Origin of the sequence: Streptomyces sp. NBC_00057 (assembly GCF_045041165.1) — a bacterium.
Taxonomy (GTDB): domain Bacteria; phylum Actinomycetota; class Actinomycetes; order Streptomycetales; family Streptomycetaceae; genus Streptomyces.
In genome coordinates, this window is sequence record NZ_CP108256.1 from 2,809,523 (window position 1) to 2,825,115 (window position 15,593).

Consider the following 15,593-nt stretch of genomic DNA (forward strand, 5'->3'; position numbering starts at 1 on the left):
CGTTTCGACAGAGAATTGTCCCGCGTTCAACACCCGATGCATTCGATCGGTACCGCTGTGCTCACATGAGCCCCGCCTTTTGACGGGGCTCGCTCTTTATGCCCGTTATATCTGAGGCCTGGACCACTCGGAATGGCTGGTTCCGACTGTTTGGAACGCGGCCGGTCCCCGTGCTGGAATTCGACGAACTTCCCAGTAGTACGGCCCTGAACGAAAAACGGCACAACGTAGGTGCCGACGCCGAGAGGTTGTTGGTCGAGTGAGGCGTAGCAACGAGGGCTCCGCGGCGCAGCGAGAGCGGGGCAACTTCACCCCACCGCCGCGCGCCGCGGCGTCGCCTGCCGATGCGTCCAGGGCAGTGGCGTCCGGTGGCAGCAGCAGCCGGATGTCCCCGCGCAACTGGCGGGTGCCCACCCGGCTGAACGCGATCCTCCTGATCCCGGTACTGGTCGGCCTGGTCATGGGCGGCTTCCAGGTGACGGAGTCGGTCGACACCTGGCGGGAGGCGCAGGAGGCCGAGAAGACCGCGCAGATCGTGCGCGCGGCCTCCGAGTACGGCCAGGCGCTCCTCAATGAGCGTGACCTCACCGCACAGCCCATGCTGTCGAACGAGCGTGACGCCGCTGTCGTCAGCCAGGCCCGGGCCGCCACCGACGCGGCCGCGGCCAAGTTCGACAAGGCCGTGCAGGACCTGCCGAAGGATCAGGGCCTGGAGCGGCGTCTTCAGCTGTTCCGGCTGGAGGAGCCCAAGCTTCCCGAGCTGCGCAAGGCCGCCTACGCCGAGGGCATGGACCCGGTGAAGACGGAAGAGGGCTACGTCGAGGTGCAGCACTACCTGATGCAGTTCTCCAACGAGCTGGGGCTGGGCACCAGCAACATCACCAGCTATGGCCGTACTCTCTACGCGATCCAACTCGCCAAAGCTGCAGAATCGCTTCAGCGCTCCATCGGCATGCACCTCCTGGTGCGTCCGAGCCAGGAGAGCGCCAAGTTCGAGGCCCAGGTCAAGGCCTTCGGCTCATACAACTACCTGGAACAGATCGCACTCGACGAGTTCATCTCCGGTGGTACGGAGGCCGACGCCGCCCGGCTGAAGCAGGTCATGGCCGACAAGTCGGCCGACGGCGCGAAGAAGCTGAAGAAGGCCAAGGAGGAGGCCGACGCCGCGGGTGTCCCGTTCGTCACGCCTCCCAGTGTCGACGGCTCGGTCTTCGACGGCATGGCCCAGCAGATCGGGCAGGGCAAGTCGCCCGAGAAGCTGGCTGCGAAGGGCATCACGCCCGAGACCTGGATGGCGGCCGCCACCGCCAAGTTCGACGCCTACACCACGGTCGAGAACGAACTCGTCGACAAGGCGGTGGCCGAGGCCGCGGACATCTCGTCCAGCGCCAAGAAAGCCGCCGTCGTCAACGCCGCCGTCGTGATCGTCGCCCTGCTGGCCGCCTTCGTCCTGGCATGGCTGATGGCCCGGCAGATGAGCCGCTCGATGCGCCGACTGCGTACAGCCGCCTTCCAGGTCGCCGAGCAGCGGCTGCCAATGCTGGTCGACCAGCTCTCCAGGACCGATCCGGGCCGGGTCGACACCCGTGTCCAGCCGATCCCGATCGACAGCCGTGACGAGATCGGTGAGGTCGCCCGCGCCTTCGACCAGGTGCACCGCGAGGCAGTGCGGCTGGCGGCCGAGCAGGCCATGCTGCGAGGCAACGTCAACGCGATCTTCACCAACCTGTCGCGTCGCAACCAGTCGCTGATCGAGGGCCAGCTGACCCTCATCACCGACCTGGAGAACAACGAGGCCGACCCGGACCAGCTGGAGAACCTCTTCCGGCTGGACCACCTGGCCACCCGTATGCGCCGCAACGGCGAGAACCTCCTCGTCCTCGCCGGCGAGGAACCGGGCCGCCGCTGGAACCAGCCGGTCCCGCTGGTCGACGTGTTGCGGGCTGCCTCCTCCGAGGTGGAGTCGTACGAGCGCATCGAGCTCTCCGGGGTGCCGGAGACCGAGATCCACGGCCAGTCCGTCACCGACCTCGTGCACCTGCTGGCCGAGCTGCTGGAGAACGCCACCACGTTCTCCTCGCCGCAGACCAAGGTGCGGGTCACGGCGACCCGGCTGCCCGACAGCCGCGTGATGATCGAGATCCACGACAAGGGCATCGGCCTCACCGCCGAGGACTTCGCCGACATCAACCACAAGCTGGCCAACCCGCCGACCGTGGACGCCGCGGTGTCCCAGCGGATGGGTCTGTTCGTGGTCGGCCGGCTCGCCGACCGGCACGGCATCCGGGTCCAGCTGCGCCCCTCGGGCGAGCAGGCCGGAACGACCTCGCTGGTCATGCTGCCGGACGCCATCACCCACGGTGGCGGTGGCGAACCGGTCGCCGCGCAGGACGACTTCACCGTCTCCTCGATCATTCCGCAGCAGCAGACCTTCGACCAGCTGCCGCACCAGCCCCAGATGCGCACGGCGGCGGAGCTCGGCTTCGACGACTCTCGCTACGAGCAGCAGTCGGTGGACGCCGCGCAGCTGGACCCGGTGGGCCGCTCGCTGATGCGTGAGGAGCGCCGGGCCACGCTGGAGGCACAGACGGCCGGCGAGCGCCCGCAGTTCCCGCAGGAGCAGTACGCCGCGAACCAGCCCGCCGGGAACGGGTACGCCGAGAACGGGTACGCCCAGGAGCCGCAGCAGGAGCAGTACGAGCAGGCTTCGTACGAGGGCGGCTACGACCCCTACCGCGGCGACGCGGGCTTTGCCGAGCAGCCCGACCGCGCTCATCAGGGCGGCTATGCGGAGGCTGCCTATGCGGCCGGTGAGGTCCCGCAGCCGTCGTACGAGGAGCAGTTCGCCCCCCAGCCCCACCAGGACGGGTGGGCGGATCAGAGCGCCTACCAGGGCGCGTACGAGCCGCCGGCAGAAGTCGAAGCGGAATCTTCCCCGAGCATCCCCGCCGAGCCGCAGGAACGCGTAGGCTTCGATCGTCCGGGGGCCACCCCGAACTCCGGCCACGAGCTGACCGAAGCCGGTCTGCCGCGCCGGGGCGGTCAACAGCACTGGCAGCCCACCGGCCGCGGGAACAACCGGCCCGTCGCCGAGCAGCAACAGCCGCAGCAGGAACTGCCGCAGCGGCAGTCGCCTGCGCAGCAGGACGGGAACGGCTCCGACGACTGGCGCTCGGCGAACGACGAGCGCTGGGAGCGGGCCGAGAAGCTCCGGGAGCCGAAGGCCGGCGGGGTCACCCCGTCCGGACTTCCCCGGCGGGTGCCCAAGGCCAATCTGGTCGAGGGCACGGCAGAGCAGACCCGGCAGGACGGCCCTCAGGTCTCCCGCGCCCCCGAGGACGTCCGCGGCAGGTTGAGCAACCTGCGGCGGGGCGTGCTGCGGGGACGTAACGCGGGTTCGGACACAAGTAATACCTACAACCAGGAGCGTTAGTGTGAGCCCGATGAGCCAGGCGGCGCAGAATCTGAACTGGTTGATCACCAACTTCGTGGACAACACCCCCGGGGTGTCGCACACGGTGGTGGTCTCCGCCGACGGACTCCTACTGGCCATGTCCGAAGGTTTCCCGCGCGACCGCGCGGACCAGCTGGCGGCTGTCGCCTCCGGTCTGACCTCGCTGACCGCGGGAGCCTCGCGGATCTTCGAAGGCGGCGCCGTGAATCAGACAGTTGTGGAGATGGAACACGGATTCCTCTTCATCATGTCCATCTCCGACGGATCTTCGCTGGCCGTGCTCGCCCACCCGGATGCCGACATCGGTCTGGTCGGGTATGAAATGGCCCTCCTGGTCGACCGTGCGGGCACCGTCCTCACCCCGGACCTCCGCGCCGAACTTCAGGGAAGTCTTCTTAACTAGTAGACAGACAGTGCGTTTCGCGCCACTGAGCCATAAAGTGCGGTGGCGCGGACCCACTGGGATCGGGACCGGCAGGCGGAGGAGGAATCGTGGCAACACCCCCAGGCGGACACCGGTACGACGGTGGCCAGAACGTGCCGGGTGAGCACGGGGACAATCGTTTCAACTTCCCCTCCACACCCAGCGGACAGGGCACACAGCAGCCGTATCAGCCCTTTTCGCAGCCGCCGCAGGGCGCCCAGCCGGGTCCCGGGTGGCCTCCGCAGCGGCCGCAGCGCTACGACTCGCCCCAGTCGCCCCGCATTCAGCCCGTTCAGCTGCGGCAGGCCCCCGAGCCTGCCGCAGCGGCCGCGCACAATCCGCTGGTCCGTCCGTACGCCATGACCGGCGGCCGGACCCGACCGCGCTACCAACTCGCCATTGAGGCGTTGGTCAGTACCACGGCCGATCCGTCCCGGCTGCAAGGGCAGTTGCCCGAGCACCAGCGGATCTGCCGGCTGTGCATCGAGATCAAGTCGGTCGCCGAGATTTCGGCAATGCTCTCGATCCCGCTCGGCGTTGCCCGAATCCTCGTAGCCGACCTGGCAGAGGCCGGACTCGTCGCTATCCATCAGCCCGGCGGCGACGAGTCCGCCGGCGGCCAGCCAGATGTGACACTGCTCGAAAGGGTGCTCAGTGGACTTCGCAAGCTCTAGCGGCGGAGCAGCCCGCTCCACTACCTCCGCGAAGATCGTGGTGGCAGGGGGCTTCGGCGTGGGTAAGACCACGTTCGTCGGTGCCGTTTCGGAGATCAATCCGCTGCGCACCGAAGCCGTGATGACGTCCGCGTCCGCGGGCATCGACGATCTGACGCACACCGGGGACAAGACCACCACGACGGTGGCGATGGACTTCGGCCGCATCACGTTGGACCAGGACCTGATCCTGTACCTCTTCGGTACGCCCGGACAGGACCGCTTCTGGTTCATGTGGGACGACCTGGTCCGCGGCGCCATCGGCGCCGTCGTCCTCGTCGACACCCGCCGCCTCGCCGACTGCTTCCCCGCCGTCGACTACTTCGAGAACAGCGGACTCCCCTTCGTCATCGCCCTCAACGGCTTCGACGGACACCAGCCCTACACCCCCGACGAGGTCCGCGAAGCGCTCCAGATCGGGCCGGACACGCCGATTCTCACGACGGACGCGCGACACCGTGCGGATGCGAAAAGTGCGCTGATCACGCTGGTGGAGCATGCGCTGATGGCTCGGTTGCGGTAGGGCTCGCCGCCCCGGCAGACATGCGTAAGGCCCCGCACTCCTTCGGGAGTGCGGGGCCTTACGGTTGCGCTGCGTCCTCAAGCGTTGTCCTCAGGCGCCGGACGGGCTCGGTCGAGCCCGTCCGGCGCCTGAGGACAGAAAAGCTCAGCCCTGCCAGGAGTGAGGGGCGCGGAAGCCCGGGGTGCGTTCCAGACGGCGCCATCCGGCGGTGCTGCGGCCACGGTGGGCGGGGGTCGCTGCGGGCTGGGCGGCGGCGCGGGCGAGCAGGACCGCGGTTATGGCGGCCAGCTCCTCGGGGTCGGCAAGACCCTTCTCGACACGCAGCACGGACTCGGCGGCAGTGCTCATGGGTGGTTTCTCCGTCTTCTCGGCAGGTCTTCGCGGGCTCGGCAGGGTTGCTGCGAGGCTGCGGACTACTGCGGGGGGTTGCCGTGCTTGCGGGACGGCAGGTCGGCGTGCTTGGAGCGGAGCATGGCGAGCGAGGCGATCAGCACCTCGCGGGTCTCGGCAGGGTCGATGACGTCGTCGACCAGGCCGCGCTCGGCCGCGTAGTACGGGTGCATCAGTTCGGCCTTGTACTCCTTGACCATGCGGGTCCGCATGGCCTCCGGGTCCTCGGCGTCGGCGATCTGCCGACGGAAGATGACGTTGGCGGCACCTTCGGCGCCCATCACCGCGATCTCGTTGGTCGGCCAGGCGTAGGTCAGATCCGCACCGATGGACTGGCTGTCCATCACGATGTAGGCACCGCCATAGGCCTTGCGCAGGATCAGCGAGATCCTCGGCACAGTGGCGTTGCAGTACGCGTAGAGCAGCTTCGCACCGTGCCGAATGATTCCACCGTGCTCCTGATCCACCCCGGGCAGAAAGCCGGGTACGTCCAAAAGAGTGATGATGGGAATGTTGAATGCATCACACATCTGGACGAACCGGGCCGCCTTCTCCGACGCCTCGATGTCCAGGACACCGGCGAGGGACTGCGGCTGGTTGGCGACGATGCCGACGACCTGGCCGTCCAGACGGGCCAGCGCGCAGATGATGTTGCGGGCCCAGCGCTCGTGAATCTCCAGGTAGTCGCCGTCGTCGACGAGCTCCTCGATGACCTTGTGCATGTCGTACGGGCGGTTGCCGTCGGCCGGCACCAGGTCGAGCAGGACGTCGCCGCGCCGGTCGGCCGGGTCGTCGCTCGCCACGGTGGGCGGGTTCTCCCGGTTGTTGGACGGCAGCATCCCGATCAGGTAGCGGACCTCGGCGATGCAGGTCTCCTCGTCGTCGTACGCGAAGTGCGCGACGCCCGAGGTCTCGGCGTGCACATCGGCACCGCCGAGGCCGTTCTGGCTGATCTCCTCACCGGTGACCGCCTTCACGACGTCCGGCCCGGTGATGAACATCTGGGAGGTCTCGCGGACCATGAACACGAAGTCGGTGAGCGCCGGGGAGTAGGCCGCACCGCCCGCGCACGGGCCGAGCATCACGCTGATCTGCGGGATGACACCGGAGGCCCGGGTGTTGCGCTGGAAGATCCCGCCGTATCCGGCGAGCGCGCTGACGCCCTCCTGGATACGGGCGCCCGCGCCGTCGTTCAGCGAGACCAGCGGGGCACCGGCCGAGATGGCCATGTCCATGATCTTGTGGATCTTGGTGGCGTGGGCCTCGCCCAGCGCACCGCCGAAGATCCGGAAGTCGTGGGCGTAGACGAAGACCGTGCGGCCGTCGACCGTGCCCCAGCCGGTGATGACACCGTCGGTGTACGGCTTCTTCTGCTCCAGGCCGAAGCCTGTCGCACGGTGCCGGCGAAGCTGCTCGACCTCCTTGAACGAACCCGGGTCGACCAGCAGCTCGATGCGCTCGAGCGCCGTCAGCTTGCCCTTGGCGTGCTGCGCCTCGGTCGCCCGGTCACTCGGTCCGCGCCGGGCCTGCTCGCGCAGCGCCAGCAGTTCGGCCACACGGCCACGGGTGTCACTCGGCTCGCCCGGGGTTTCGTCCACAACGGTCATGTACCGACCCTACGAAGCCGGGCAAGTAAATCCTGCCGTCGACTCCGTACAGTCTCCTGACCTGTTTCCTGGAGAAGCCTGACAGAAGGTTGGGGACATGCAGGCGAAGTACCAGCCCTTATGGGTCCGTCTTTGTGTGGGTCCGACAAAGGGTCACTGTGGTCTGCTGCACACTCATGTCAGCCTCGGAGTGTGGTCCGGTCGGGGGGTCCGGGCCCTTGCGGACGGCATCCGGCCGGTCCCGCACCGCTCCCGCGCCGGTCACCGGGGCGGGACGCACGACGGAGTTCCGCGAGAATACCCCGGCCCTGCGTCCCCACTCCTCACTCCTCCTGAGCCCCGGCGTCTACCGGACCTCGCACCGCAGGGTGCCTCCCTCTGTTCCCGGCTCGACCCTCAGCACCAGCCGTCGGCCGGTGGCACGTACCTCGATCCCCGGGTCCGCCGAGACGACCTCCCGTACCGGCCGCTCCCAGACCACGTCCACCGGCGCACCGGTCCGGTCGGGCCCGCTGACGCACACTGTCGTGGAACGCCGCCCCTCCCGTACGAGCACGCTCGCCGCGGCCGTGACGGAGAGCGGACCGGCCGCACCCGGCTGCCAGAAATTGGCGGCGGTCACCCCCAGCGAGCGGACGGCGACCGCCTGTGCGGCGGCGGTGTTGGCGTGCACGGTCAGCCAGTGCCGGTCGGCCGCGCGGGCGGCGACGGTTCTGCGGGAGGCGCCGGGCATCAGCAGGTAGACGTACTCGGCGTCGACCGGGTCGGCGCCGTGGTCGAGCCAGAGGGTCTGGTAGCGGCGGGTCCGGCGCTCGGTGGAGCTGGTGGTGTTGATGTCGGACCAGGCGCCGGTACGGTCCTCGCGCAGGGTGCGCAGGCCGGCGCCGCCGGGGAAGACCCAGCCGCCGTGACCCGCGAGGTGGGCCCAGCGGGGGCCGGTGCGGTCGTCGACCGTGAGAGGGACCGTGCCGTTCTCACCGAGCATGCGGTTGTCGACGATCGTCTCGACGGGGACCTGGTCGGTGCTGGTGATGCCGGCGCCGAGGCAGATGACCGCGTCGGCGACGCAGAACCACGACTTGCGGGCCTCCAGGGTCGAGCCGAGGCCCTTGAGGTGCTGGCCCACCGCACCGAATACGCCGTCCGTGGCGCCGCCGACCCACTTCACCGCGGGCTTCGGGGCACCCCACTCGCCACCGGCCTTGTCGGCGAGCCGTTTGGTGGACACGGTCGTTCCGGGCAGTCGGTAGAAGTCGACGGTCGGCCAGAACCAGTCGGTGTACTGGTCGTTCTCCTTCTCGCCCGGCCACCAGCAGAGCATCCCGGCGCCGGTGTGCCAGCCGCGCGGATTCTCGCCGTTGCCGCACTCGTAGTGCGAGATCCGCTCCGAGGCCATGGAGATGCCCGCGGCCCAGCCCGGACGGCGGTGCACGGCGCGGGCCATGTCGGCGAAGAGGTGGTGGCCCACCCGCTCGGGCTCGGCCGGCACGGCGGTGGCCTGGACCGCGTGCAGCCGGGCCAGGTCCGCGATGCCGAACTGGCGGGCGGTGAGGATCGGGCTGGTCCGGTCGCGGGCGATCCAACCCTTGATCATGCCGTGCCACCGGTCGCGCTCGGCCGCCGAGGCGCCCGCGGCGAGCAGGGCGATCCCGGCGATGATGCCCTGCCCGTGGAAGTGGTCGCCGCGCATCACCTGAAGCTCGTCGTTCTTCAGGTAACCGCGGCTGATGGCACGGCCGTTGACGCTGTCCATGACCAGGCCGTTGTAGATCAGCGGCGCGTAGGCGCGCTCGACGCTGTCCAGGATGATCTGCCGGTTCGGGTCGGTGACGGCCCAGGTCGATCCGGCGAGCAGGGCGAAGAGGCGGCCGAGGCCGTCGAGCATGACCTGGCCGTAGGTGCCGGAGTAGGCGACGGTGGTGTGCTGGATGAACGACCCGTCCGCGTACAGGCCGTCTCCCTCGGTGACGTACGGGAAGACGGGTGACAGTGCGTCCCTGGCCAGTGCGACCTTCGCGGGCGCCCGGCCGAGGACGCCGCGCAGGGCGACGGAGCGGCACAGGTCGACGCGGTTGGCGCCGGTGGAGGTGCCGCTGTAGTCGCGGAGCACCGCGTCGGGGATGAAGTGGTCGACGGCGGCGCAGGCGGCCTCGACGCGGGCCGCGCCCAACTGTTCGTACAGCACGGACGTGATGTCCATGAGGATGCGCGGGCTGCCGATCTGCCACTCCCACCAGTTGCCGTACGGGGTGACTGCGGAGTGGTAGGCCGTCCGGGCGAGGTGGTCGTAGCCGCGGACGATGTCGGCGAGCAGGGCGGCGTCGCCGGTCGATCCGGTGCCGGGCTGGGCGTACGCCTGGGTCATCGTCCACAGGCGGCTGTATCCCTGGGTGATGCCGGACGGCGGGTTGTACGTGATGCCGGGCCACAGCGAGTCGGCCGCCGGGCTCATCGTGGCCCTGAACTTGCGGGCGAGCGTGCCGGTTTCGGCGAGGCGGGAGGCGTAGGGTTCGGCGGCCGCGTCGAAGCCGGTGCCGAGCGCGATCCCGGTCCAGCGCAGGCGGAGGGTGTCGAACTCGTCTGCCTCGGCGGCCACCGCGGCCGTCGCGGGACCGGGGAGGGAGATCGCCAGGACGGTGGCGGTCGAGAGGGCGAGCAGGGTACGGCGTGACCATACGGGCGGGTTCGGCATGTACGGCTCCGGTTCGTCGGAGGAGGAAGGCCATCGCATGCGGGTGCGGGACGGGTGCCCACCATGGGCACCCGTCCCGCATCCTGCGCTCTCAACTACCGCAATGGAAGCGTGCGTCACCCCAGTCCGCGTGGTCGTTGCCGTTGCCGTCGCCGCCGTCGCCGACGACCAGTTCGACGTACTTGGCGCCGGTGGTGTCCGCCGTGAGCGACCAGGCGTTGTCGGCGGCCTTCAGGACCGGGGACTTCACCTTCTCGGTGCCGTCGGCCGTGACGCTGAACTGCACGCTGCCTCGCGAGGTCTGTACGTCGTCCACGCCGACCTGGGCGGTGAAGGAGGTGCACCGGCCGCCCAGGTAGTAGCGGATCTTCGCCGGGGCGTGGCTGCCGAGGCCCTTGGTGTAGGCGGTGCCTCCGATCTTCAGCGGGGTGCCGTCACCACTGCCCTGCTCTCCGTTGGAGAGGTCCCGCTCGATGGGCCCCCAGCCGTTCTGGGAGGCCGTCCAGTCGAGGTCGCTGGCCCAACTGTCGGTGGTGGGCGGCGGCGGCAGGGTCCGCACGGAGGTCTGTGCGTCGAGCGTGCGCCGTGCGCCGCCGACCGTGTACGTCGCCCCGGAACTCAGGCTGTACGTCCGGTACTTGGCGTCCACCGGCGGGGTGACCTGCCAGCTGCCGGTGACCTTGGCGCCTGCCGCGACCGAGTCGAAGGTGACGGCGCCCGCGGGCTCCGCCTTCCAGCCCTCGGGGACGGTCAGGCTCAGCGCGACACCGGTCGCCGCGGTGGCCTCGTAGTTGGTGAAGCTCGCCTCGACGGTGTTGGCCGTGCCCGGCTCCAGGGTCTCGGCGGCCGGGTCGACGGTGAGCGTGCCGCAGGCTGCCTGCTCGGAGGCGGGGGCCGGACCGAGGTCGGTCACGGTGAACGCGTCGAGGACGAAGTCGGCGCCGTCGGGTGCGTCGCCGCGCTTGCGTAGTCCGGTCCAGGTGTCGCCGCAGCCCGCGGTGACGGTCTCGCTGAAGTGGCCGGTGGTGCGCTGCTGTCCGATGGGGGTGGTCCGGGTCTCGACCGAGTCGGGGTTTCCTTCTGCGGTGATCCGGTCGTAGCCGTCGACCCACTCGTAGGCGCCGGCGTGGCTGGACTGGTAGTCGTACTCGACCTTGTAGCGGTGGCCGTCGGCCATCGGCACGGTCCAGGGGGCGGTGCGGTAGACGAGTCCGGTGTTCTCCTCGTGGGCCTTGAGGGACTCCTTGCCGCCGATGACGTCGTCGACGAGCTTCCCGTTCCAGCCGGCCTGGGTGTACGGGGTGTGCAGCTGGGAGATGACGGTCCGGGGGTCGGTGGAGCCGCCCGCGTCGCCCTTGAGGAAGGGGCCCCAGCCCTGGTCGACGTCCTCGAAGTCCTCGTACACGACGGTGTTCTCAGCGGTGGCCGGGGCGTTGGCGACGATCCGTACGTCATCGGCCCGTACGCTCGCCGAGCTGCCCTTGGCGGCCTCGATACGGAGGGTGGCGCGGCCGTTGGCGGGGGCGGTGAAGTTCACCTTGGCGCGCTGGAAGTACGTGCCGTGCCAGTCGGACGCGGCGACGTAGTCCTCAGCGGTGGAGCGGTCCACGGCGACGGACTTCCCGCCGATCGAGAGTGTCGTGTGCCGGGTCTTTCCGGGCTGGACCTCGATGAGCGCGGACGCGGTGTAGCGCTTGCCGGGCGTGAGGCCGGAGATGCTCTGCGAGAGTGCCGCCGTGCCGGTGCCGGAGAGCTCGGCGCTGTTGCGGCCCTGGTCGTCGGTGTCGCGGGCGACGGTTCCGGTCTTCGACCAGGCGTCGAGGCCGCTGTCGTTGAAGCCCGGGTCGTCCACCGGGGTGCCCTCGCCCCATTTGGCGTCGGCGGCCTTCGGCGCCTGGTCCGGGTAGAGGACGTACGGCTGACCGGCCTCGGCCGTCAGCGTGATCCTCCCGTCGACGGGCTTGACCGTGCCGACCTTGACCCGGCCATTATCGGTGAGCTTGTAGACGGTGTACGCGCCGTTGGACGGCACCGCCCAGCTGCTCGTACCGCCGGACTTGCTGTAGTGGTACAGCTTCTTGCCGCCGTCCCACGGCAGCAGGTAGTCGGTGCCGCTCAGAACCTTGCGGCCGTGGTCGTAGAAGGTCCGCTTGCTGTCCTCGACCGTGCCCCGGACATCGCCGGTGAACGTGATGTCGTTGCCGTCCCAGCGGGTGATCTTCTGCTGCTGGAGGTACTTGGCGGGCAGGTCGCGCTGCCAGATGTTGTCGTAGAAGGCGTTCCAGTCGGTCTCGTTGGTCCAGCCCTCGAACTCCTCGATGGCGGTCTGGCCGAGGACCGGATCGTTGTTCCAGACGTCCTTCTCGTCGTTACGGATGAACCGGATGATCTTCGAGTTGAGACCCTTGTTGGTGGCGCCGCCGTAGTCGAGGTCATTGGCCCAGTGCGACCAGAGCGAGCCGCGCTCGAATTTGTCGGCCCATTCGGTGGCGACGTTCCAGCCCTGCTTCTGCACGGACTGGAGGGTCTTGTCCGCGATCCAGCCGTGCGTGTAGTAGACGTCGATGTAGAGCAGGCTGAGGTTGGGGTCCGTCTCGTCGCGCAACTGCTGGAAGCGCTTGGCCAGGTCACCGCTGTTGATGTCGCGGCGCTGGTCGATGTAGTAGCTCTGGCCGAGCCAGTTCCAGCCGGGCTTGGTCTTGTCGACGAGCTTCTCGTCGAAGGCCTTGGCATCCGGGTACGCCTCGGTGGCGTTGACGTGGACGCCGAAGGTGGCGCCCCACTTCTTGCCGTCCTTGAGGAGCGCGTTGAGATCCTTCAGCCCGCCGGCGCGCTTGTTGTAGTTGCCGCCGTAGTCGGGGTGGGCGGAGTCGTGGCCCTCGGAGGCGTATCCCTTGAGGAGCGCCATCTGCCCGAGGCCGTCGGTGGCGAGCGAGATCCGCTTGACGTCGTCCAGAGTGCGCAGGAAGGGGTGGGTGGCCTGGCTGGCGAAGTTGAACGGGATGTGGCTGATGACCCGGTCCGGGGTGTCCTTGCTGCCGGGCGCCGTGATGCCGATCGAGCGGAACGCGACGGCTCCGTCCTGCCAGTCGACCTTCTTGTCACCGTTGGCGTCGGGGGTGACGACGACCTTCGCCCAGGGGAGGTTGTCCCCGCTCTCCGGCTTCGGCGCCCCGTCGCCGCGGTAGGTCCACTGGCCGGACCAGACACCGACCCGGACGCTGCCGTCGTCGGCCTTGCGGGCCTGGTGCCAGAACCGCGCGTCGTCGCCGCCGGTGGCGCCGGAGGGCTTGTCGTACGAGGAGTTGGACTCGACAGCCGCGGCGAGCGAGCCGGTGTTCACGATGGCGTACGAGGCACCGACCGGCGCCGAGTCGGCGGCGGTGTCCGGGGTGACCTGGGCGAAGACGTCGGCGGTCTTCGTCGAGTCGTTGTCCAGCCGCGTGAAGGCGGTGGCGGCGCCGGTGTCCGTGGAGCCGACGGAGACCAGGTCGTGGCCGGGAATGTCGATGGTGCCGACGCGGAACGCCTCGGTGTCACGGACGGCCGTCACCTTGAAGGTGGTGGCGCGGCCGGAGACGGAGAGCGAGGCGTCGATCTCGATGCCGGGCAGATCGGTGAAGGTCAGCGTGTAGCGGGCGGTCGAGGCGGTGACCTCGGGCGCCCCCTTGAGCTTCACGGGGTGCGCGGTGCCGTTGAGAGTGACGGCGGTGACCGGCTGGGTACTGCCGAGCAGCTGATCGCCGCTCGCCTTGTCGGTGTACGCCAGGACGCGCGGGAAGTCGTCGGCGACGGCGACCGCGAGTTGCGCGGACTGGATGACGGTGGCGTCCGCGGGTACGGCCGACTCGACTGCGGCGGGTGAGGGGGCGGCGGCTGTGGCGGGGAGCGCGGTCCCCACCAGCGCCAGGACGGCGGCTGAGGCGGCGGCGACAGCGCCCGCCGAAGTGAATCTTCGCGACATGTGCTCTGAGTAGTCCCCGTGACTGGACAGCGTCAACGACCTGCGACGGCTCGGAACGCACCAGTCCAACAACCGCGTTGCTTAAGTCCAAGCAGAGCGCGGGACAGGGGCAGTGACCGATCGTCAGGTACGGCGGTGGGCGGCCGCGCCGGGTGGCGGCCCGCAGCAGGACGGACGGCATCAGGACGGACGGCATCAGGGCGGGCAGCAGTGAACGAGCGCTGAACGGGCTGGAATCGCCCCTTGGACCACGGGTATGTGCAGGAACAGTGGAAAAGTTCCCCGAAGCCGGCCCTCACCCCGAAGCCCTCCACGTAGCCTGCTGCCGAATGACGAGCACGCGTGGGGGCAGTGCGCCTCCGCTGCCGCGGCTCACCGACGGATGACCTCAGGGGCAGCATGCTCAAGCTGGACGCTCCGGGTAAGTCTTTCCAATCCGTGATCTCCAACCACGATTATCCCGATGCGGAAGCCGAGTGGAACGGGACCGGGCCGGGGTGGAGCTGGATGTGGGTCCCTTACCCCTTCAACTCGCAGTACGCCAAAGGGCAGTTCAACCGACAAGTCTTCAAGCGCAACCAGACGTCACGCGATGATCTCCGGGCCTTCATCGGCGAGAACCTCGCTGAGAACGATCGACGCTGGTCCAAAGCGGCCACTGCCACCCTTCGTGGTGTCACTGCGCAGGAGTTCGTCCTGATCTGCTCGAACGTCTGGGCATTCGCCTTGTTCGAGGTCAACTCGAGCTCGACCGCGAATTCCGGTACCGCGTTCTACAACCGGTGGGTCGGAGCGATGAACGCCGATCCGCAGGCCCCGTACATGCTGATGGCCGCGGAGAAGCCGACCGTCATGGCGATGAACTGACCACGGTTTCGCCTCACCGACCGAGCGCCTGCCGGACGGCGTGGAGCCGGTCCGGCAGGCGTCACCAGCGGACGTGGAACGTCACCAGCGGAGGGCGGTGAAGTCGATCGGCCGGGGCCGCAGCAGCCCGGTGCGTTCCGCCAGCGCGTGCAGCCGCCGGGACATCTCGTCGGCGTCCCGGCGCTGCCGGTCGCCGTGGCCGGGCAGCACCCACTCGAACCGCAGCTGCCCCGCCGTCCGCGCCAGCGAGGCGGCCAACTCCTCGATGGAGTACCAGGTCACGCTCTCCGCGACTTCCAGATCGTCGGTCGTACGCGACCAGTAGAAGCTGTCGCCGCTGAAGCAGTACCGGTCGTCCGCGAGGTAGAGCACGCTGCCCCGGGTGTGGCCGGGCAGCGGATGGGCGGTGACGCCCTCGCCGATCTCCACGGGGTCGAGCCCCCGGATCACCTGGTCCGCGTCCGGTGCCGCGTCGAGGTCGCCCTCGTGGATCCACAGCCGGGCGCCGAAGTGGTCGGCGTAGCGGCGCCCGTGCGCGACGTGATCGCGGTGGGTGAGCAGCACATCGGTGACGGGTCCCGTCGCGGCCACGTACCGCTCGGCGAGACCGGGGCTCCAGCGCGGGGTGTCGATCATCATGACCGTGCCGGACGGGCGCCGGAGCAGGTAGGAGTTGGCGCCGGCGGTGTGCTGGGAGTTGTGCCCGCAGACCAGTACGCCGTCGTCCAGCGCCATCGGAAACGGGTCGAGCGCCGGGTCCGGCTGCCCCGACGCGGGGCGGATCGAGCGGGTGTGGCAGGCGAAGACGGCGGCGTGTAAGCGCCGCGTCTCCGCCTCGTCGCTCGGCTGCCGCAGGATCCGCGACTTCCCTCCTTCCTCGCCGATCAGCTCGGGCGCGAATTGTCGGGCGACGTCGCAGTTGGTGCAGCGGTCGTCCACGTACCAGTCGTCCACGGCAG

The 15,593-nt window shown here is 69.2% G+C and carries 10 protein-coding genes; 5 read left to right on the forward strand and 5 right to left on the reverse strand.

All coding sequences use genetic code 11. The annotated features are described in order from the left end of the window. Window positions 1-259 precede the first annotated feature (259 nt). The 4 genes from OG953_RS13040 (at window position 260) to OG953_RS13055 (ending at window position 5,114) form a co-directional block, all read left to right on the forward strand. Window positions 260-3,433: a nitrate- and nitrite sensing domain-containing protein gene (locus tag OG953_RS13040; protein ID WP_405684292.1), complete on the forward strand. Its 3,174-nt coding sequence runs from the start codon at window positions 260-262 to the stop codon at window positions 3,431-3,433. 10 nt (window positions 3,434-3,443) lie between these two features. Beyond that, on the forward strand, window positions 3,444-3,857 hold the full coding sequence (locus OG953_RS13045; RefSeq protein WP_351796714.1) for a roadblock/LC7 domain-containing protein: 414 nt from the start codon (window positions 3,444-3,446) through the stop codon (window positions 3,855-3,857). An 89-nt stretch (window positions 3,858-3,946) separates the two neighbouring features. Then, the gene (locus OG953_RS13050; protein ID WP_405684293.1) at window positions 3,947-4,552 is read left to right on the forward strand and encodes a DUF742 domain-containing protein; all 606 of its coding nucleotides are present in this window, start codon (window positions 3,947-3,949) and stop codon (window positions 4,550-4,552) included. After that, on the forward strand, window positions 4,533-5,114 hold the full coding sequence (locus OG953_RS13055) for an ATP/GTP-binding protein (RefSeq protein ID WP_014048542.1): 582 nt from the start codon (window positions 4,533-4,535) through the stop codon (window positions 5,112-5,114). Before OG953_RS13050 ends, OG953_RS13055 begins: the two co-directional genes overlap by 20 nt. Before the next feature lie 144 nt (window positions 5,115-5,258). Here OG953_RS13055 and OG953_RS13060 read toward each other — a convergent pair whose 3' ends face one another. From OG953_RS13060 to OG953_RS13075, 4 genes are all read right to left on the reverse strand, one after another. Then, a complete protein-coding gene (locus tag OG953_RS13060) occupies window positions 5,259-5,462 on the reverse strand; it encodes an acyl-CoA carboxylase subunit epsilon (RefSeq protein WP_093897832.1) in 204 nt (67 codons plus the stop codon). Window positions 5,463-5,527: 65 nt separating this feature from the next. Beyond that, window positions 5,528-7,111 carry an acyl-CoA carboxylase subunit beta gene (locus OG953_RS13065; RefSeq protein WP_405684295.1) on the reverse strand — a complete coding sequence of 528 codons (1,584 nt, stop codon included), beginning with the start codon at window positions 7,109-7,111 and terminating at the stop codon, window positions 5,528-5,530. 346 nt (window positions 7,112-7,457) lie between these two features. Further along, window positions 7,458-9,803, reverse strand: a complete 2,346-nt coding sequence (locus OG953_RS13070) for a polysaccharide lyase 8 family protein (RefSeq protein ID WP_405684296.1) — start codon at window positions 9,801-9,803, stop codon at window positions 7,458-7,460. 91 nt (window positions 9,804-9,894) lie between these two features. Next, window positions 9,895-13,767: an endo-alpha-N-acetylgalactosaminidase family protein gene (locus OG953_RS13075; RefSeq protein WP_405684297.1), complete on the reverse strand. Its 3,873-nt coding sequence runs from the start codon at window positions 13,765-13,767 to the stop codon at window positions 9,895-9,897. Window positions 13,768-14,166: 399 nt separating this feature from the next. Here OG953_RS13075 and OG953_RS13080 point away from each other — a divergent pair, with 399 nt between their 5' ends. Next, complete coding sequence (locus tag OG953_RS13080; protein ID WP_405684299.1) at window positions 14,167-14,634, forward strand: hypothetical protein; 468 nt, start codon at window positions 14,167-14,169, stop codon at window positions 14,632-14,634. Window positions 14,635-14,715: 81 nt separating this feature from the next. On the opposite strand, the gene OG953_RS13085 is transcribed toward OG953_RS13080, so the two are convergent. Next, window positions 14,716-15,588 (reverse strand): MBL fold metallo-hydrolase, encoded by an 873-nt coding sequence (locus OG953_RS13085; protein ID WP_405684301.1) that lies wholly within the window; start codon window positions 15,586-15,588, stop codon window positions 14,716-14,718. Between the last annotated feature and the right edge of the window lie 5 nt (window positions 15,589-15,593).